The sequence below is a fragment of the Hanstruepera ponticola genome, assembly GCF_012931685.1.
GTDB classification, from domain to species: domain Bacteria; phylum Bacteroidota; class Bacteroidia; order Flavobacteriales; family Flavobacteriaceae; genus Hanstruepera; species Hanstruepera ponticola.
This window is the reverse complement of record NZ_JABANC010000004.1, coordinates 203,063-220,929: the sequence shown is the minus strand read 5'-3', so window position 1 is coordinate 220,929 and position 17,867 is coordinate 203,063. Positions and strand designations below refer to the sequence as shown.

The 17,867-nt window shown below is 32.9% G+C and carries 20 protein-coding genes; 9 read left to right on the top strand and 11 right to left on the bottom strand.

The window, feature by feature from the left end; genetic code table 11:
- Positions 1–232 precede the first annotated feature (232 nt).
- Both HGK31_RS11520 and HGK31_RS11515 read left to right on the top strand, forming a co-directional pair.
- Complete coding sequence (locus HGK31_RS11520) at positions 233–610, top strand: MotA/TolQ/ExbB proton channel family protein (protein ID WP_191860070.1); 378 nt, start codon at positions 233–235, stop codon at positions 608–610.
- Positions 607–1,545, top strand: coding sequence for a DUF6624 domain-containing protein (locus HGK31_RS11515; RefSeq protein WP_191860068.1), 939 nt, complete (start codon positions 607–609; stop codon positions 1,543–1,545). Before HGK31_RS11520 ends, HGK31_RS11515 begins: the two co-directional genes overlap by 4 nt.
- A gap of 34 nt (positions 1,546–1,579) precedes the next feature.
- Here the strand turns inward: HGK31_RS11515 and HGK31_RS11510 are convergent, their stop codons facing one another.
- The 3 genes from HGK31_RS11510 to HGK31_RS11500 form a co-directional block, all read right to left on the bottom strand.
- Positions 1,580–2,221, bottom strand: a complete 642-nt coding sequence (locus HGK31_RS11510) for a tRNA (guanine-N1)-methyltransferase (protein WP_191860066.1) — start codon at positions 2,219–2,221, stop codon at positions 1,580–1,582.
- Positions 2,222–2,355: 134 nt separating this feature from the next.
- Positions 2,356–3,804, bottom strand: coding sequence for a glyceraldehyde-3-phosphate dehydrogenase (locus tag HGK31_RS11505; RefSeq protein ID WP_191860065.1), 1,449 nt, complete (start codon positions 3,802–3,804; stop codon positions 2,356–2,358).
- Between the two features lie 139 nt (positions 3,805–3,943).
- On the bottom strand, positions 3,944–5,356 hold the full coding sequence (locus HGK31_RS11500; protein ID WP_191860063.1) for a trypsin-like peptidase domain-containing protein: 1,413 nt from the start codon (positions 5,354–5,356) through the stop codon (positions 3,944–3,946).
- Positions 5,357–5,503: 147 nt separating this feature from the next.
- Between HGK31_RS11500 and dapF the strand changes: the two genes are divergently transcribed.
- The 5 genes from dapF to HGK31_RS11475 all read left to right on the top strand — a co-directional run bounded on the left by dapF (position 5,504) and on the right by HGK31_RS11475 (position 9,537).
- Positions 5,504–6,283, top strand: a complete 780-nt coding sequence (gene dapF, locus HGK31_RS11495) for a diaminopimelate epimerase (RefSeq protein ID WP_191860061.1) — start codon at positions 5,504–5,506, stop codon at positions 6,281–6,283.
- Entirely contained in the window at positions 6,277–6,801 is a 525-nt protein-coding gene (locus HGK31_RS11490) for a GNAT family N-acetyltransferase (RefSeq protein ID WP_191860059.1), read from the top strand. Before dapF ends, HGK31_RS11490 begins: the two co-directional genes overlap by 7 nt.
- Positions 6,802–7,845, top strand: coding sequence for an endolytic transglycosylase MltG (mltG, locus tag HGK31_RS11485; protein WP_191860057.1), 1,044 nt, complete (start codon positions 6,802–6,804; stop codon positions 7,843–7,845).
- Between the two features lie 3 nt (positions 7,846–7,848).
- Positions 7,849–8,760: a DUF2279 domain-containing protein gene (locus HGK31_RS11480; protein WP_394368043.1), complete on the top strand. Its 912-nt coding sequence runs from the start codon at positions 7,849–7,851 to the stop codon at positions 8,758–8,760.
- A gap of 108 nt (positions 8,761–8,868) precedes the next feature.
- Complete coding sequence (locus HGK31_RS11475) at positions 8,869–9,537, top strand: peptidoglycan-binding protein LysM (protein WP_191860055.1); 669 nt, start codon at positions 8,869–8,871, stop codon at positions 9,535–9,537.
- 6 nt (positions 9,538–9,543) lie between these two features.
- Here the strand turns inward: HGK31_RS11475 and HGK31_RS11470 are convergent, their stop codons facing one another.
- From HGK31_RS11470 to dnaA, 4 genes are all read right to left on the bottom strand, one after another.
- Positions 9,544–10,260: an SAM-dependent methyltransferase gene (locus HGK31_RS11470; RefSeq protein ID WP_191860053.1), complete on the bottom strand. Its 717-nt coding sequence runs from the start codon at positions 10,258–10,260 to the stop codon at positions 9,544–9,546.
- Positions 10,257–11,633 carry a PQQ-dependent sugar dehydrogenase gene (locus tag HGK31_RS11465; protein WP_233451102.1) on the bottom strand — a complete coding sequence of 459 codons (1,377 nt, stop codon included), beginning with the start codon at positions 11,631–11,633 and terminating at the stop codon, positions 10,257–10,259. Before HGK31_RS11465 ends, HGK31_RS11470 begins: the two co-directional genes overlap by 4 nt.
- A 105-nt stretch (positions 11,634–11,738) precedes the next feature.
- Entirely contained in the window at positions 11,739–12,200 is a 462-nt protein-coding gene (locus HGK31_RS11460; RefSeq protein WP_233451097.1) for a low molecular weight protein-tyrosine-phosphatase, read from the bottom strand.
- Between the two features lie 12 nt (positions 12,201–12,212).
- On the bottom strand, positions 12,213–13,640 hold the full coding sequence (dnaA, locus tag HGK31_RS11455) for a chromosomal replication initiator protein DnaA (protein ID WP_104736122.1): 1,428 nt from the start codon (positions 13,638–13,640) through the stop codon (positions 12,213–12,215).
- A 183-nt stretch (positions 13,641–13,823) separates the two neighbouring features.
- Between dnaA and HGK31_RS11450 the strand changes: the two genes are divergently transcribed.
- A complete protein-coding gene (locus HGK31_RS11450) occupies positions 13,824–14,222 on the top strand; it encodes an acyl-CoA thioesterase (RefSeq protein ID WP_104736121.1) in 399 nt (132 codons plus the stop codon).
- On the opposite strand, the gene HGK31_RS11445 is transcribed toward HGK31_RS11450, so the two are convergent.
- The 4 genes from HGK31_RS11445 to ribD form a co-directional block, all read right to left on the bottom strand.
- On the bottom strand, positions 14,211–14,831 hold the full coding sequence (locus HGK31_RS11445; RefSeq protein WP_191860049.1) for an IMPACT family protein: 621 nt from the start codon (positions 14,829–14,831) through the stop codon (positions 14,211–14,213). The genes HGK31_RS11450 and HGK31_RS11445 overlap by 12 nt on opposite strands.
- 1 nt (position 14,832) lies before the next feature.
- Complete coding sequence (locus HGK31_RS11440; RefSeq protein WP_317169737.1) at positions 14,833–15,597, bottom strand: EamA family transporter; 765 nt, start codon at positions 15,595–15,597, stop codon at positions 14,833–14,835.
- Positions 15,598–15,692: 95 nt separating this feature from the next.
- The gene (locus HGK31_RS11435; RefSeq protein WP_191860046.1) at positions 15,693–16,310 is read right to left on the bottom strand and encodes an HAD family hydrolase; all 618 of its coding nucleotides are present in this window, start codon (positions 16,308–16,310) and stop codon (positions 15,693–15,695) included.
- Entirely contained in the window at positions 16,307–17,332 is a 1,026-nt protein-coding gene (gene ribD, locus HGK31_RS11430) for a bifunctional diaminohydroxyphosphoribosylaminopyrimidine deaminase/5-amino-6-(5-phosphoribosylamino)uracil reductase RibD (protein ID WP_191860044.1), read from the bottom strand. The genes HGK31_RS11435 and ribD overlap by 4 nt, the downstream gene beginning before the upstream one ends.
- Before the next feature lie 35 nt (positions 17,333–17,367).
- Between ribD and HGK31_RS11425 the strand changes: the two genes are divergently transcribed.
- On the top strand, positions 17,368–17,862 hold the full coding sequence (locus tag HGK31_RS11425; protein WP_191860042.1) for a GNAT family N-acetyltransferase: 495 nt from the start codon (positions 17,368–17,370) through the stop codon (positions 17,860–17,862).
- The last annotated feature ends 5 nt before the right edge of the window (positions 17,863–17,867 follow it).

The window sequence follows — 17,867 nt, the reverse complement described above, 5'->3', positions numbered from 1 at the left end:
TTTGTGAAAATCAATACGGACCAAAATAAAAATTTATCAATACTAGCCGTCAGATTTTTTCCTTGCCTATAAAACAGAGATCAATAACCAAATTAACAAGGAGTTTAACATGGTATGCAATAAATACTATAAAACTTTAAAAACGCTTGTTTAAAGCGTCATCCATCGCAAAAGAAGAAAACAGAAGGCTTATAGATTTAGATTTGCACCATAACTTAAAACTTATACTATTATGAGAATGCCTTTTACAGAATTTATAACAAGCGGTGATTTAAAATTTATTGTAGTGTTTGTCATTTTTATTGGAATGGCTTTATACCATTTTACAAAGAAAGTACAATCGAAAAACAAAAGGGAAGCCACGCAGCTTGAATATCATAATAATCGGATTGATAGTGCCGCTTTTTGGATCATTACATCGGCAGTTTTATCATTGTTATTGGGTTTAATGCATAGTTTCTATTTTATCGGAAAATCTGGTGGTGGAGCTCCAAACCTTATATTTCAAGGTATTTCCTTTACACTAATTACACCAGTTTTGGGAGTTGTTCTTTTTATGGTTTGCAAAATGCTTAAAGGAATATTTAACTCCATAAACACGCCATCATGATTTTATTGAAACATGTTATTGATATTGCTGCCTTTGTTGTAATAAGCCATACTTGTTTATCACAAGTTACTGTCTCTAATGGTGATCGTTTAAAACAAGAAGGCGATTTGGAAGCTGCTATTGCAGCCTATAAAGAATCATTTGTAAAAGCTCCCAAAGATTCAATAAACACTTATAGCTTGGCATGTGCTTTTGCTTTAACTTATCAAAAAGATAGTGCTTTTTACTATTTGAACATAGCGCTTAAAAGCAATCATTCGTTAAGACCATTAACCGATTCAGATTTATATGCCTTGATTGATGATGATCGTTGGGAAGATATCGAAAACAAACAATTTGAAAAATTTCAGGAGTATAATGGAAAGCTAGCACAACCAGAATATGCTAAAAAGCTTTTGCAAGTTATAATAAAAGACCAAGCGTTGGATTACTATATAAAACAAGCGAGACGCTTTTATGTGTCAGAAAAATATGTACCACACTGGTATTATCCTTTGGGAGAACTAAAACAACAATTAGTATCAAACAATTTTAAAGAAATACAACATTTGATTAATACTTATGGTTGGCCAAAATATTCTATAGTTGGCTCATTAGCAGCAGATGCTCCTTTATTATGTATTAATCATCATGAAAATGATTCCATTCGAAAAAAATATATTGACAGAATTAAGAATTCTTGTTTAAAAGGAGAGGGTAGTTGTACAGAATTTGCTAAAATTCAAGACAGAATACTTGTAAATGACGGGAAATTGCAATTATATGGTATGCAGTTTCGATATAGACAAGACAAGACGCTTGAACCATTTCCTATTAAAGATCCAGAATTTGTGGATAAGCGAAGAAAAACAATAGGTTTAGAACCCTTAAAAGATTATTTAAAACGAAAGATAAATTACGATTTTGATGTTGAACAAAAAAAATCTGCAGACTAGCATTTGCAGATTTTTTTGTATTCTAAAAAGAGGTTTAATTACCCATTTTTTGCTTGTTAATTTCGTCTTGCAATTGGCGTCTAACTTTTTGCTCGCGTTCGAGAGCTGTGCGCCTGTGTTCGTCAAATTCTTCTTCAATTTCAGCCAGATTCTTTTTGGCTTCTTTTGTAACAGCGTTACTGTTTTTAAATTTATATATAAAGAATAATAATAATGCAAGCAAGCCTGCAATTACGGACCACATAAGTACATTGTAACTTGATTTACTCATTTGTAATCCCAATAAAGACATATTATTTTTTTCTTTATTGGTAGCGTCTAGAGTGGCTTGTGTACTTGCTAAATTGGTTTTTAATTCATTAATTTCTTTGGCTTGTGTATTTACTATTGTTTCAGTATCAGATAAATCTTTGCGTACTGTTTTTAGAGAGTCAATGGTGTGTGCTTTGAGCGTTAAGAACATGTTTCTATTAACAGCTTCATACATTTGACCATTTGTGCCTTTGAAATTCCCAGATTTTCTTAAAACATACTCAAATTGATTGTCAATGGTGCTATTGTTTAAAGAGAGTACATCTTCTTCCTCATCAGAAGGTTCCGTTTGGGCGTGTAATGTGTTGAAACTACATAGAAATACTAAAGTAAAGGCAAAAATTAAAATGTTTGACTTCTTCATTTGGTTTTTGTTAAGTGTTGTTGTTTACGAAAATAAGAAAATATGTTTAGTTAAAAACAGTAATATTAAAAAGCCTCACATTGTGAGGCTCTTTTTTATATACGACTAAAAATATTATTTGGATTATATAACTACTAATAATATGTAAAACGTCTTACTTTGGCTATGTATTTTGCTAGTCTGATAACTTGATGGCTGTAACCATATTCGTTATCATACCAAATATATAATATAGCATTCTTGCCATCTTGACGTACAATGGTTGCTTTGCTATCATAAATTGCAGGAGCAGAACTACCAACAATATCACTAGAAACCAACTCGTCACTCAATTCGTATTTAATTTGCTCAACCAAATCACCTTCAAGCGCATATTTTTTTAGAATGGTGTTGATACCATCAACAGATGTTTCTTTTTCCAATTCCAAATTTAAAATAGCTAGAGAGCCATTAGGTACAGGAACACGAATAGCGTTTGATGTTAATTTACCTTCCAATTCAGGTAAGGCTTTGGCAACAGCACTTCCAGCACCAGTTTCAGTTATTACCATGTTCAATGCAGCGGCACGACCACGACGGTATTTTTTATGAAAATTGTCAACTAAATTCTGGTCGTTGGTATAAGCATGAATGGTTTCTAAATGACCACTTTTTACACCAAACGAATCTTCAACAGCTTTTAAAACTGGTGTGATAGCATTGGTTGTACAAGATGCAGCTGAAAAAATATCAACACTATCAGGATTGTGGTCTTTTTGGTTTACACCATGCACAATATTTGGAACGCCTTTTCCAGGAGCTGTTAATAATACTTTATTAGCACCTTTTGAAGTTAGATGTCGTGATAAAGCTTCTTTATCTCTAAAGGCACCTGTGTTGTCAATAACCAAGGCATCATTAATACCATAAGAAGTGTAATCAATATCTTCAGGAGCATTTGCTGAAATAATATTAACAGTTGTTCCATTAATAATTAAAGCATTGTTTTTTACATCAGCAACTACGGTTCCTGAAAAATCTCCATGAACAGAATCATTGCGTAATAATGAAGCGCGTTTTTCTAAAACGGTTTCATTAATGTCACCACGCGTTACGATAGCTCTTAAACGTAATTGGCTACCCTTTCCTGTTTTAGTCATTAATTCTCTAGCAACTAAACGACCAATTCTTCCAAAACCATACAATACAACATCTTTCGGCTGAATGGCTTTTTCAGTTTTTGCATCACTTAACTTGTCAGCAACAAAGGCTAAAGCATTACTGAATTTCTTTTCCTCCAAGTGATATTCATAAGTTAATTTACCAATATCTAATTTGGCAGGTGGTAAGTCTAATGTTTTAATGGCTTGAGCAATTTCAACTGAATCAAAAATAGAAATTGGCTTTTGCACAAACTCACATGCGTATTCATGCAAGTTTAGAATTTCACTAACATTTCGGTCAATTAATTGGTTTCTGAAAAGTACCAACTCAATAGATTTATCATACCATAAATCACTTACAATCTTGATAAATTCAACTGTGGCTCTTCTGCGGTCTGCCTGAAATGCTAATTCGCTTTCATAAGTTTCGTTAAAACTCATTGTTTAAAATTTTAGTGTGTTGTTTTAAATTTTTTGCAAAAATAAGATATTTCAAACGTTTTCGTTTGGTTTTTTATAAAATAAAAAATCCCTTTAACGTTAATATTTGTTAAAGGGATTTAAGGATTTTTAAAATGCATTATCTAAAAATATAACTGTGTTTTTGACCATTACGGTTAATAACGCTCATTTTTTCAATATTGTCGGCAAGTTTGCTGCCATATTTACTTTTTAGCCTTGTGATGTCATCAATACTATTGATTTTCGTGTCATTAATTTCGGTAATAATGAATCCTTTGTTTAAACCAATGTTTTTGTATAACCAATAATTATCATTTTTGGTAACTAGGACACCGCTTTCAATACTGTATTCATCTTTAAATTCATCTGAAATATTCCTAACTTGAATATCCAAAAATTCTGTGGTCATTATCTCAATATTAGATAAGGTCACAGGAAGAGTTTTTTTACTATTACCTCTTAAAATAGAAACGCTCACTACATCATCTGGTCTTTTAGTGTTTAAGTAACCAGTGAGATCAGCAAATTTTGATATTTTTACATTATCAATTTGTGTGATAATATCACCTTTTTCTATTCCTGCTTCTTTGGCACCAGATTTTTCATCAACCGAACTTACATAAAAACCTTCCGTAGTATTTATATCTAATTTTTCTGAAGTAATGCCATTCAGACCAATACCATTTACGCCCAAAATCCCATTTTGAACATTACCATATTCCATGATATCTTCAACCACTTTTCTGGCAATATTACTAGGCACAGCAAATGAATAACCAATGTATGAACCCGTTTGTGATGATATAGCAGTATTAATCCCGACCAATTCACCATTATTATTAACCAATGCGCCACCAGAATTACCTGGATTTACGGCTGCATCTGTCTGAATAAATGATTGGTAATTTTGACCCGAAAGATCTCTGGATTTCGCACTTATAATACCAGCTGTAACAGTTGAGGTTAGGTTAAATGGATTACCAACTGCCAAAACCCACTCGCCAATTCTGGCCTGATCAGAATCACCAAACGTTACGAATGGTAAATCTTCATCAGCTTCAATTTTTAAAAGTGCGATATCGGTTTTGGGGTCTGTACCAATTAATTGCGCTTCATAAATTTTATTGTCGTTGGTAGTTATAGATATTTCTCTGGCGCCATCAATCACATGATTGTTGGTAATGATATATCCGTTTTTATCAATTATGACACCACTTCCAGTACCTACTTGTGCTCTTTGTGAGCGTCTACCAAAAAAGAAGTCTTCTAAAGTGTTAGGACTTGAAACCACAGCTGTATTTTTAACATGCACTACGGCATGAACCGTTTTTTCAGCAGCTTCAACAAAACTTGGCTGTTCATCTGCCGATGCTAAATTTGTTTTGTAATAATTAGTAGGAATGAAGTTTGGTTGATTTTGAATGCTACTAATCTCTTCTGTATACTTATCTTCAAGTAATAGTTTATAAGCAGATAATGTTATAAATCCACCTAATACAGAAACAAGGACTAATGTTAAAATTTTTTTCATGTTCTAAATTGTTTTTATTAAATGAATAACGATTAAAATTAAATTTTTATTGATTCAGTTTTTAAGTTTTAACTTTTTTTAACGCCACTTTTAACGACTGTTTAACATAGCAATAAACACCATAATATTCATATATTTGCCAAGCTTATGATACTTACATTTTATAAATATCAAGGAACGGGAAATGACTTTATTATCATTGATAACCGCCAATTACTATTCGACAAAAATAATACCAAACGTATTAAGATGCTATGTGACAGACGTTTTGGCATAGGTGCTGATGGTTTGATTTTGTTGGATAATCATGAGACATTAGACTTTAAGATGGTGTATTTTAATTCTGATGGTAATGAAAGTTCCATGTGCGGTAATGGAGGAAGGTGCATTGTAGCCTTTGCTAATTTGTTAGGTATTGTGGAAAGTAAAGCTTCTTTTATGGCAATAGATGGCAGGCATGAGGCTATTATTGAGGATGGATTAGTACGCTTGCAAATGCAGGATGTATCTACTACAGAAAAATATGAAAAGCATGTTTTTTTGAATACTGGATCGCCACATCACGTTGAGTTGGTTGATGATTTAGATCAATTAAATGTCAAGAAAATAGGTTCTGAAATACGCTACGGAAAGCCTTATTACAAGAAAGGTAGTAATGTGAATTTTGTTTCTAAAAATTCAAATGACAATTTTTCAGTTAGAACCTATGAGCGTGGTGTTGAAGACGAGACTCTTTCATGTGGAACAGGTGTCACAGCTGTTGCACTTGCTATGCACGCTATAGGTAAAACAGCAAGTAATTTTGTAACTCTACAAACACCAGGAGGTGAGTTGTCGGTTACATTTAAAGAAAATAATGAAGGATACAATGATATTTGGTTAATAGGGCCAGCTAATATGATCTTTAAAGGTGAAATGACATGGTAACTTTAAGAGGCGAGCATATCTATTTAAGAGCTTTAGAGCCAGAAGATTTGGAATTTATTTATGCCATTGAAAATGATGAAACTCTTTGGGAATTGAGTAATACACAGACACCTTATTCTAGGTATTTAATAAAAGAATATTTAGACAATGCATATAAAGACATTTATGAAGTAAAACAATTGCGATTAGTAATTTCTGATTTTGAAGACCAAGCTCTTGGCTTAATAGATTTATTTGATTTTGATTTTAAAAATAAGCGAGCTGGAATAGGTATTCTTATAAAATCTGAATCTGATAGGCAAAAGGGCTTTGGGAAAGAGGCGTTAAAATTATTAATTAATTATTGTTTTAATCAGCTTCAATTGCATCAACTTTATTGTAACATTTCTGAAAACAATAATATGAGTGTACAATTGTTTAAAAATCAAGGTTTTGTTCCTGTTGGTCTAAAAAGAGATTGGAATTTTAACGGCAACACTTTTGAAAATGAATATTTACTACAATTAATAAAGAGTTAAATGTATATAAAGAAAATACTTTGGGCAATAGCTCTAATAGGTTTGGCAGTGGCGGCCTATTTTGCGTATTATGTATATAGTGCCATGTTTGAACCTAATACAGCTTTTAATAATGAGAAAGCCTACATATATATTCCTACTAACGCTACTTATGATGAGGTTCGTGAACAATTAGTTCCGTTGCTAAAGGATATTGATAAGTTTGATGCACTTGCAGAACGTAAACAATATACTAGTAACGTAAGAGCAGGACGATATGCCATAAAAAAAGGAATGAGTAATAATGATATCATTAATTCCATAAGAATAAACAACATTCCGATAACAGTAGTTTTTAACAACCAAGAATCTTTAGAAAAATTGGCTGGTAGAGTAAGTTCACAAATAGAGACAGATAGTACATCTTTGATAAAAGCTATGAAGGATGAAGCCTTTTTAACTCAAAATGGATTTTCTAACTATACAGCTTTGGGGATGTATTTGCCCAATAGCTATCAATTTGAATGGAATACATCGGCAGAACAGTTTAGAGAACGTATGCTAATGGAATATCAGCGATTCTGGACTGATGCAAGAATAACTAAAGCCAAAAACTTGAATATGTCTCAAAACGATGTGATGACTTTAGCGTCAATTGTTTATGAAGAATCTAAAAAGAAAGAAGAACAACCAAGAGTAGCTGGTGTTTATGTTAACCGTTTAAAATTAGGTATGCCTCTTCAAGCAGATCCTACCTTGAAGTTTGCCGCTTATCAATTACCTGAATATCAAAATACGGTTATTAAACGTGTTTTAAACAAGCATAAAGAAATAGAATCACCATATAACACCTATAAGTATGCTGGTTTGCCACCAGGATTAATAGCTATGCCAGATATTTCGGCAATAGAAGCCGTTTTAAATTATGAAAAACATAATTATCTATATTTTGCTGCTGATGCCAAGCGTGTTGGATATCATAAGTTTGCAAAGACTTTGAGTCAACATAATGCAAATGCTAGAGAGTATCAACGTTATTTGTCTTCACAAGGGATTTATAATTAGGATATAGTGATAAAACAGGTTGTATATATTGTATTTTTTCTATTTGTGACTTTTACTTTTTCTCAATCCAAGATTAATCTATTCCTTAAACCTAGTGACACCTTAAACAAATCTCGAAGAAATACTGTGGTAATTACAGAGGCGACTTTAGGTGTAGCTTCTCTAATTGCTTTAGACCAGTTATGGTATAAAGATTATCCGCGCTCAAAATTCCATACACTAAATGATAATAGTGAGTGGCTTCAAATGGATAAGTTGGGTCATGTTTATACATCTTATCAATTGGGACGGTTGGGAGCAAATGTTTTAAACTGGAGCGGTGTCAGCAAAAAACAACAATTAATATACGGAGGGACTTTAGGTTTTGCCTATTTAACGGCTATTGAGATATTTGATGGTTTTTCTGAAGAATGGGGCTTTTCTTGGGGTGACATGGCGGCTAATGCGGCTGGAACTGGATTGTATATTGGCCAAGAATTACTTTGGAAAGAGCAGCGTATGACCCTTAAATACTCATTTCATCGAACACAATATGCTTCACAGCGACCTGATAAATTGGGAGAGGGGCTTTCTCAAGAATTTTTAAAAGACTATAACGGTCAAACGTATTGGTTGAGTTTTAACTTGCATTCATTTTTTAAAGGCAATGGCATACCAAAATGGTTAAATGTAGCTTTTGGCTATGGAGCTGATGGTATGTTGACAGGTGAAGATGAAAGTATAAATGGACTTTTTGCAGACCAAAATAGAGTGCGGCAATACTACTTTAGTTTGGATATTGACTTAAGCAGAATTGATACAAATTCTCATGTTTTAAAGACGATTTTTGACATTTTTAACACGATAAAAGTGCCATTTCCGGCATTGGAGTTCAACGAAGAAAACGGCATTTTACTACACGGAATCTACTTTTAAGGCACTTAAACGATTAATTTTCAATATTTAAAAAAACGTCCTACCTTTGCAGGCTGAAATTTCAAAGCAATTTTCCCTCAAGAAATGCGTTGAAGAAATTTAAAAATTATGAGAAAAAATATTGGAAGTTTAATTGCCCTATCGCTTACAATATGTGTCTTATTATTCAGTTCGTTTAAATCGAACAAAGCGATTACAGAAAATGATTATTCAGCTAAAGATTTAGCTTATCATGATGAAACAGATTCTGAAACAACAGAATCTTCTCAAATGTTTCCATTAGAAAGAGCTTATAAGCCGTTTTCGCCTACATTAGGAAAATCATTTATTGGTTTTAAAGAGGCTTTAGGCTTTAAAGAGTCTGGTGGAGATTATTTTACAGTTAATACTTTTGGTTATTTAGGTAAATATCAATTTGGAAAGGAAACTTTAAAAATGATTGGTATCTATAACCTAACACATTTTTTACAAAACCCTGAAATTCAAGAAAAAGCGTTTGTAGCAAATGCACAACGTAATAAATGGATTTTAAGAAAGGATATTGAAAAATATGTAGGTAAAACCATAAATGGTATCAACATTACTGAATCAGGAATTTTAGCCGCTGCACATTTAGCAGGTCCAGGTAATGTGAAAAAGTATTTAAGAAGCTATGGTGCAGATATATTTGCAGACGCTTATGGTACAACTATTCAGTATTATATTAAAAAGTTTTCAGGGTATGACACAACTCTGATAAAACCTAACAGAAAAGCTAAAGTGGAATTAAAAGCTTAAAAATAGTTAATATTTATAGATTATGAATAGTGCAGGTCTTTTATGAAAGTCTGCACTATTTTTTTTCCACTCTTTTACTGTTTTCGTTTTTATATATTCCGTTGGTAATGTAATATCACAAGCTACACATACAAGAGTATATTCGTTTAGACAACTGCAAATGTCTTCTAGCATTGCATTGTTTCTATATGGTGTTTCAATAAATAATTGCGATTGATTTTGTTGCTGCGATAAGCGCTCTAAACGAACTAGTTCTTTTTTACGTTCTTGTTTGTCAATAGGTAAATAACCATTAAAAGCGAAGCTTTGTCCATTCATTCCAGAGGCCATTAATGCCATTATAATAGAAGAAGGTCCAACAAGCGGTACTACAGTTATGTTTTCGTTATGAGCTATATTAACGATATCTGCACCAGGATCAGCGATAGCTGGACAGCCAGCTTCAGATAATAACCCAACGTCAATGCCTTGAGAACAAGCACTTAAAAAAGTTGGTAGTTCAGATGCTTCGGTGTGCTTGTTAAGTGTATAAAGCTTTAGCTCTGATTGTTTTTTATTTGGTGTAATTTTCTTTATGAAACGCCTGGCTGACTTTTCATTTTCAACAATAAAAACATTTGTCTTTTCAATGGTATTCTTAACTGTGACAGGTAGGACTTCCAAAGGATTATTGTCTCCCAAGGTTGTAGGGATTAAATAAAGTTTACCAAATGTGTTTGTCATTGGTTAATGATCAGTTTTTTTATTTCTTTTTCTGAATTACCAGAAGATATCTCTGTAAGATATAAACCATTTGCCAAATCTTTGGTACGTATTTCAATCCGGTTTGATAAATTGGTTTCAAAAGCCTTAACAATTTTACCCTGTAGGTCATAAATAATAATGGACTTGATAGGGTTGCTTGCTGTTGATGTTTCAAAAATTAAAATATCATCAACTGGGTTTGGGTACATTTTAATGGTTGATTTGGTATAGTCATTCACACTCAAACTTGCATCTATTATATGATAGACATTTCCTGAATTTCGACCAGCTATATAAAGTTCCCCATTAATAGCTTCTCCAAAAGTTGTCCAGCCATTACCTGTAAATTGATTGGAAAAAGTTAAATCCCAATCGTTTCCGTTAGGTGTTAAAAAGCCAATTTCATTACTACAGTAATCAGCAAAAAAATAGAGTCCTACAAAGTTAGGAAAAGCTGTCCCACGATATCTATAGCCGCCAGTAATAGAACATTTAAATGGTCCATTCCCTGAATGATTATATTGAGCTACAGGAAAGGTTAGGGTGTTCATGTCAGGACAACCAGTAGTGTTATAGGTAGAATTACCCTCATAGCAACGCCAGCCATAGTTTTCACCTCCTGCAGATGTTGAGCTTACAAAGTTTATTTCTTCAATAGCACCTTGTCCAACATCACCTATCCATAAATCATTTGTTTCACTGTCAAATGAAAAACGCCAAGGGTTTCTTAGTCCGTAAGCCCAAATTTCATCTAAAGCCCCTGCATTTCCAACAAATGGATTGTCTGCTGGAATAGCATAATTATTGCCGCCTTCAGCGTTATTGATATTTATACGTAGCATTTTCCCAAGTAAAGAGTTTAAGTTTTGCGCATAATTATCTGGGTCGCCACCTGAACCGCCATCACCAGTAGCGATGTATAAATAGCCATCACTTCCAAATGCTAAATCACCACCGTTATGGTTTGAAAATGGTTGGCTAATCGTTAATAAAATTTCTTCGGTATTTGGGTCGGCAACATCGCCATTTGGAGGATTGGTAATAAATCTAGAAACTACCGTATCACCACTATTATTAATATAGTTAACGAAGAAAAAACCATTTGACATATATTGTGGGTGAAAAGCCAAGCCTAAAAGGCCACGCTCATTTCCAGTGTCAATGACACGACCGTCAATATCCAAAAAAGGAGTTGCATTTACGGAACCATCAGAATTTACTATTTTTATTATACCATCTTGTTCTACAACAAATAATCTATTGTCCCCAGCATTTTTAATGCTTACAGGACTATTAAAACCAGAAGCAAACAATTCAAGGTCAATTTCTTGAGAAAAAGACGTAATGCTCATCAGGCAAATTAGAATAAGGGGGAGGATTTTTTTCGTTTTCATATGTTTAGCGTTTGGTCAACCAAATTACGAAAAAAGAAAATAATATGAAGTGAATAATGATTGTTAAGAATTATTAAGCAACTTATTAGCTATTTGTTCACAAGCTTCATCTAACATTTTATAAGTGTTTTCGAAGCCTTGAATACCACCCGTGTAAGGGTCAGGGACACTATGGTTTTGGTTTGGATAAATTTCGTTTAGAATATAGTTCACTTTTGCTATATCATGAGTATTTCTAGCAAGTTTTATAACGTTCTCAAAGTTTGACTCATCCATAACATAAATGAGGTCATAATCATCAAAATCGTTAACTGAAAACTGCCTGCCTCTTTGATCTGTAATATCCAACCCATATTTTTTGGCAACTTTAATGGAGCGCTGATCTGGTAAATCTCCTATATGGTAATTTCCAGTTCCTGCCGAATCAATTTTGAATTTTGAATTTGGAAGTTTAGATTTTAAAATACCTTCAGCTAATGGTGATCGGCAAATATTACCTAAACATACCATAAGGATTTTAGTCATAATTAAACTGATTTAAACCGAAAGTTTTTTTGTTAAATCTTCAACGTATTTTCTAAATTGTTTGTCTGTAGATGATAAATTATCAACCGTTTTGCACGCATGAAGTACCGTTGCATGGTCGCGCTTTCCTATTTGTGAACCAATGCTCGCCAAGGATGCTTTAGTAAATTTTTTGGCAAAAAACATGGCCAACTGCCTAGCCTGAACAATATGACGTTTACGTGTTTTGGATTGCAAGGTATCTATATCCATTTGGAAATAGTCTGACACAATTTTTTGAATATAGTCTATGGATACTTCACGTTTAGTGTTCTTGACAAATTTTTCTACGACCTGTTTTGCAAGTTCAGTAGTGATTTCTTTTTTATTGAATGACGATTGTGCTATCAATGATATAATGGCACCTTCTAATTCACGAATGTTAGATTTTATATGTTTGGCAACATACTCTATAATTTCATCTGGCATTTCAACGCCATCGCGATAGAGCTTGTTTTTAAGAATAGAAACACGGGTTTCAAAATCAGGACTTTGCAATTCAGCTGAAAGCCCCCATTTAAATCGTGACAACAAACGTTGTTCAATGTCTTGCATGTCAACAGGTGCTTTATCACTAGTTAAAATGACCTGCTTGCCGTTTTGGTGCAAATGATTGAAAATATGAAAGAAAACGTCTTGAGTTCCTGATTTTCCCGAAAGGAATTGAACATCATCAATTATGAGAACATCAATTATTTGATAAAAATGAATAAAATCATTTCTGTTATTCTTTTTTACGGAGTCTATATATTGTTGCGTGAATTTTTCAGCTGAAATATACAGAACAGTTTTTTCTGGATATTTATCTTTTACATCGACCCCAATAGCATGAGCCAAATGGGTTTTTCCTAATCCAACACCACCGAAAATCAATAACGGATTAAACGATGTGCCTCCAGGTTTTGCCGCTACAGCTAAACCTGCGCTTCGAGCCAATCGGTTTGAGTCACCTTCTAAAAAATTTTCAAAATTATAACTCGGATTTAATTGTGATTCGATTTTTACATTTCGAATTCCTGGTATTATAAAGGGATTTTTTAGTTCAGGACTTTTATTATTTAAAGGTATATCAACATCTTGAGCTTTTACAGCTGATCTGTTGGTACTTGGTATTTTTTCAGTAAATGGTTGTTTATTGCCATAGGTATTTTCCATTTTGATTATATAAACCAATTTGGCATTTTCACCCAATTGTTTGGTAAGTGCGACTTTTAAAATCTTAACGTAATGTTCTTCTAGCCATTCATAGAAAAATTTACTTGGAACTTGAATGCTTAAGGCATTGTCAGCATATTTAACTGCTACTATAGGCTCAAACCATGTTTTGTATGCTTGCGGTTGTATATTATCCTTTATGAATTCAAGACAATTTTCCCATACCGATTGCGCAGTTTTACTCATTATAAAAGTTAAAATTTACTAGTTAGTTAGTATAAGAGAAGTGGATTTCCCTCGTTGATTTTTAGCATGACAAATATGTGAACAAAATTCTAAAAAAAAAAATGAATAGCTATTGAATTTCTAGAATTTTTTTCTCATGTTTAAAGCCATGCCTAAACTACAAAAAAATATTTAATAAGACCTATGTTTTTCGATGAAATCCCAATAAGAGTGCGTTACGGTGAAACCGATCAAATGGGTGTTGTACATCATGGCAATTATGCCCTGTACCTTGAAATGGGCCGTACAGAGTGGTTGCGAAAGAAAGGAATTTCATATAAGCAAATGGAAGATGACGGTGTTATGTTACCCGTAATTTCCATGAGTTTAAAATTCAAAAAGTCAGCACTTTATGACGAGGTAATTAAAGTGAAAACTATACTGCCAAAACTGCCTTCGGTAAAGATTGAATTTGAATACGAAATTTATAATGAGTCTAATGAGCTTTTGTTGACCGCCAATACCGTTTTGGCATTTATAGATATGAAAACAAAAAGACCTATTAAATGTCCAGATTACATTTTAGAAAAATTAGAGGTCTAATTCTTTTATCTCAACTTCGTAGAGATTTTTAAAGGATTCGAACACAGATTTTGCTTCGTTCAATCTAATTACGATAGTGATTTCGCAGGATAATTCTAGTTTTTGATTAATTATTTTTAGGTTTCGCTCTTTTATAATGCGCATCACCTTATTCATGTTCTTGTAATCAAATGAAATGACATATTTTACATTGATTGTCTTGGTTATTATCCGTGAAGCGTCAAGAGCCATTTGTGCAGCGGTTTTGTACGCATTAATCAATCCGCTAACACCTAATTTCACACCTCCAAAATACCTAACTACAACAATTAGAATATTAGTGACCTCATAAGATTGTATTTGTCCATATATGGGCATTCCAGCACTGTTGTTGGGCTCACCATCATCATTTGCTCTAAACTGTATGGTTTTTTCAGTTTTACCTAGTTGATAAGCATAGCACCAATGTCTTGCCGTGTGGTGTTCTTTTTTTAAATGTTCTAAATGCATTTTAACTGCATCTTCAGAATCAATAGGAAAGGCATAACCAAAAAACTTACTGTTTTTGTCTTTGAAGAGTACTTCAGGAGAGGCAGCCTTTATTGTTTTGTATGTATCTTTTATTTTCAAATTATGCTAAAGTAACTAATAGTATTGAAAGGATGGCAACACCTACTCCTAACCAATTTTTTGATGATAATTTTTCTTTGAACAAGATTAAGCCTACTAATCCTGAAAGCATAACAATAGCTACATTATTAACGGTAAAAATAGTTGAACTTTCTAATGACTCATGATCTAGAGCTTTGAGTAAGTAGTAAATGGAAGCGTAATTAACAATTCCTAAAACAAATCCACCTAACAGACTTAATCTATTAAATTTTAATTGTCTTTTTATTTTTTTTATAGTCAAAATAATTATTCCAATAATTGCGGCACAACCAAAAATAGTAGCTGAGAATAAAGGAATGCCGTTATCTTCAATATAAAATGTTTCTAAATATTTTATGGATGTATCAATAACCCCTGAACCTAAAAATACTAAAAAAGGGAATAGTAGATTGTGTTTTAATCGTATATTAGATTTAGGCTTGATAGAAACTAGAACTACTGCAAATAAGGCTAAAATGATACCAAATAGTTTTTGTAAGCCCGTACTTTCATCATAAACGTAAATTCCGAAAATTACAGGAATTACAACACTCATTTTTGTGGCTACAGATGCAACAGATAAGCCATTACGTTGTGAAACAATAGCCATAATGTTGAATATGATTATGAACAACATTCCTAATCCAATAGCTCCATAAAACCAAGATGATTCTACAATTTCAGACAAGTTGAAAGGTTTTGAACTCAAACTCAATCCTAAAAAGAAAGCAGTAATATAGTTCATTACTATAGCTTGCAAGGTATTCATATGATACCTGTCAAATAGCTTGAATAATATAAATATTGCTGTGGATGATAATATGCTGAAGAGTAGATATATCAAAACAGATCAGATTTTATAGAAAACAAATTGCTTACATCTTGTGATGTTTCATCAATATTCCATGTGTGAAAACCCATTTTAATGGCAGTATCTGTATTTTCTTTCGTGTCATCTATAAATAAGCATTCTTGATCTACTAAATCATTTTCATCTAAAACAAATTGAAAAATATCTTTAGTGGGCTTTCTTAATCCGATTTCATGCGACAGATAAAATTGATTGAAACTAGCTTTGAAGTTATTGTAAAAACTTACATGTTCTTTTATCCAATTAATATGTAATTCGTTGGTATTGCTTAAAAGAATAAGCTTGTATTGATTCTCTTTAGCGAGTTTTTGAATAAATTCGAGCCTGTGTTTTGGGAAGTCTTTTAAAATAATGTTCCAAGCATCTAAAATGGTCTTTCTGGATAATTTCGGGAAGTTATCCTGATAGAATTCTAAAAACTCATCACTTGAAATGAGGCCTTGTTCATAAAGAGTGTTAATAGCGATTAGTTCATCTGGAAATTCATCTAATTCAAATAAACTTAAGGCATTTTGCATGGCACCTTCTTTATCCAAATTAATAAAGACATTACCAAAGTCAAATATTAGTGTTTTTATCTTCGTCATATTTTGTGGAAATCAGTAAGCTTATTATGATAGGTTTTTAAGGTGTCATCTAAAATTTGAATTTCAGACATTAATTTTCCCTTAAAAACGGGCGCTTTTACACCGGTTTTGAAAGTGTTGGTTCCTGTAAAAACACGAGCTTCATCCCAAACATTCTCATCAATAAAGGTTTGTAATGTTTTGCTGCCGCCTTCAATTATTACAGACTGGATATCTTTTGAATGCAAATAATTACAAATATTGGACGCTAAACTCTCATTGAAATTAATATCTTTTTCAGTGATTCTTATAGTTTCAGCCTCTTTATTAAAAACAGCGTAGTCTTTTGATAATTTATGAGTTCTATCTAGAACAATTCGAATAGGATTCTTACCAGTCCACAATCTTACTGTTAAGCTGGGATTGTCCTCTATAACAGTATTTGTGCCAATTAAAATAGCTTGTTCTTCCGCACGCCATTTATGAACTAACTGCCTTGAATAAGGATTTGTAATCCATACTGGTTTTTTGTCTGGTTTTGTTTTTGGAGCGATAAAGCCATCAGATGTCTCTGCCCATTTTAAAATGATATAGGGTCTTTTCTTGTTGTGAAAGGTGAAAAATCTTTTATGATGCTTTTTGCATGTATTTTCAAGAACACCAACTGTAACATCACAGCCAGCAGCTTGCAGTTTTTTTATGCCGTTACCAGCAACTTTACTGTGCGTATCAATAGTTCCAATGACAATATTGGGTATTCGCTTGTCAATTATTAAATCACTACAGGGAGGCGTTTTTCCATAGTGGCTACAAGGCTCCAATGTAACATATAAGGTGGCTTCTTTTAAAAGTGTTTCATCCGTAACAGATTGAATGGCATTAACTTCAGCATGATTACCACCAAACGGACTCGTAAACCCTTCACCAATTATAATATTATTATGGACAATTACACAGCCAACCATAGGGTTTGGAGCTGTGGATCCTAATCCATTTTTGGCAATTTCAATACAGCGTTTTATGTATTTTTCATGTATCTTCATCCCGAATTTTGAAGCCATAAAAATAGAACAATAAAGTGAGCAATAATAATATTGTTATTAGAGAAATAGCGAAAGCAGATGATGAACAAATAGCTGCAGTTATTCGCAATGTTTTAATTGAGTTTGGTGTTCCTAAAGTTGGTACTGCCTATGCTGATAAAGCATTGGATAAAATGGCTGAAACATATAATAGATGCAAAGCTGCTTATTTTGTAATTGACGATGGCGAAAAGATTATTGGAGGTGCAGGTATTTCGCCACTTGATAATTTTGAAGGAAATACATGTGAACTACAGAAAATGTATTTTTTGCCCGAAGCAAGAGGTTTAGGCTTGGGAACCAAAATGATGACTATTTGTTTAGAGCGAGCAAAGCTGTTCGGTTATGATACATGTTATTTGGAAACCATGCCTTACATGAAAGATGCTAGAAAACTATATAAAAAGGTAGGTTTTGAAATGTTAGATAAACCAATGGGTGACACAGGTCATTACTCTTGCAATGTTTGGATGTTAAAGGATTTGAAATAGGTTGA

What these genes read in the sequence shown, in the direction of transcription:
- ribD (WP_191860044.1), bottom strand. Translation starts at nt 17,332, where the DNA reads ATGAAGATACATGAAAAATACATAAAACGCTGTATTGAAATTGCCAAA.
- HGK31_RS11490 (WP_191860059.1), top strand. Translation starts at nt 6,277, where the DNA reads ATGGTAACTTTAAGAGGCGAGCATATCTATTTAAGAGCTTTAGAGCCA.
- HGK31_RS11460 (WP_233451097.1), bottom strand. Translation starts at nt 12,200, where the DNA reads ATGACTAAAATCCTTATGGTATGTTTAGGTAATATTTGCCGATCACCA.
- HGK31_RS11470 (WP_191860053.1), bottom strand. Translation starts at nt 10,260, where the DNA reads ATGACAAACACATTTGGTAAACTTTATTTAATCCCTACAACCTTGGGA.
- HGK31_RS11475 (WP_191860055.1), top strand. Translation starts at nt 8,869, where the DNA reads ATGAGAAAAAATATTGGAAGTTTAATTGCCCTATCGCTTACAATATGT.
- HGK31_RS11450 (WP_104736121.1), top strand. Translation starts at nt 13,824, where the DNA reads ATGTTTTTCGATGAAATCCCAATAAGAGTGCGTTACGGTGAAACCGAT.
- HGK31_RS11505 (WP_191860065.1), bottom strand. Translation starts at nt 3,804, where the DNA reads ATGAGTTTTAACGAAACTTATGAAAGCGAATTAGCATTTCAGGCAGAC.
- dapF (WP_191860061.1), top strand. Translation starts at nt 5,504, where the DNA reads ATGATACTTACATTTTATAAATATCAAGGAACGGGAAATGACTTTATT.
- HGK31_RS11465 (WP_233451102.1), bottom strand. Translation starts at nt 11,633, where the DNA reads ATGAGCATTACGTCTTTTTCTCAAGAAATTGACCTTGAATTGTTTGCT.
- HGK31_RS11500 (WP_191860063.1), bottom strand. Translation starts at nt 5,356, where the DNA reads ATGAAAAAAATTTTAACATTAGTCCTTGTTTCTGTATTAGGTGGATTT.
- HGK31_RS11510 (WP_191860066.1), bottom strand. Translation starts at nt 2,221, where the DNA reads ATGAAGAAGTCAAACATTTTAATTTTTGCCTTTACTTTAGTATTTCTA.
- mltG (WP_191860057.1), top strand. Translation starts at nt 6,802, where the DNA reads ATGTATATAAAGAAAATACTTTGGGCAATAGCTCTAATAGGTTTGGCA.
- HGK31_RS11435 (WP_191860046.1), bottom strand. Translation starts at nt 16,310, where the DNA reads ATGACGAAGATAAAAACACTAATATTTGACTTTGGTAATGTCTTTATT.
- HGK31_RS11515 (WP_191860068.1), top strand. Translation starts at nt 607, where the DNA reads ATGATTTTATTGAAACATGTTATTGATATTGCTGCCTTTGTTGTAATA.
- HGK31_RS11520 (WP_191860070.1), top strand. Translation starts at nt 233, where the DNA reads ATGAGAATGCCTTTTACAGAATTTATAACAAGCGGTGATTTAAAATTT.
- dnaA (WP_104736122.1), bottom strand. Translation starts at nt 13,640, where the DNA reads ATGAGTAAAACTGCGCAATCGGTATGGGAAAATTGTCTTGAATTCATA.
- HGK31_RS11440 (WP_317169737.1), bottom strand. Translation starts at nt 15,597, where the DNA reads ATGAACTATATTACTGCTTTCTTTTTAGGATTGAGTTTGAGTTCAAAA.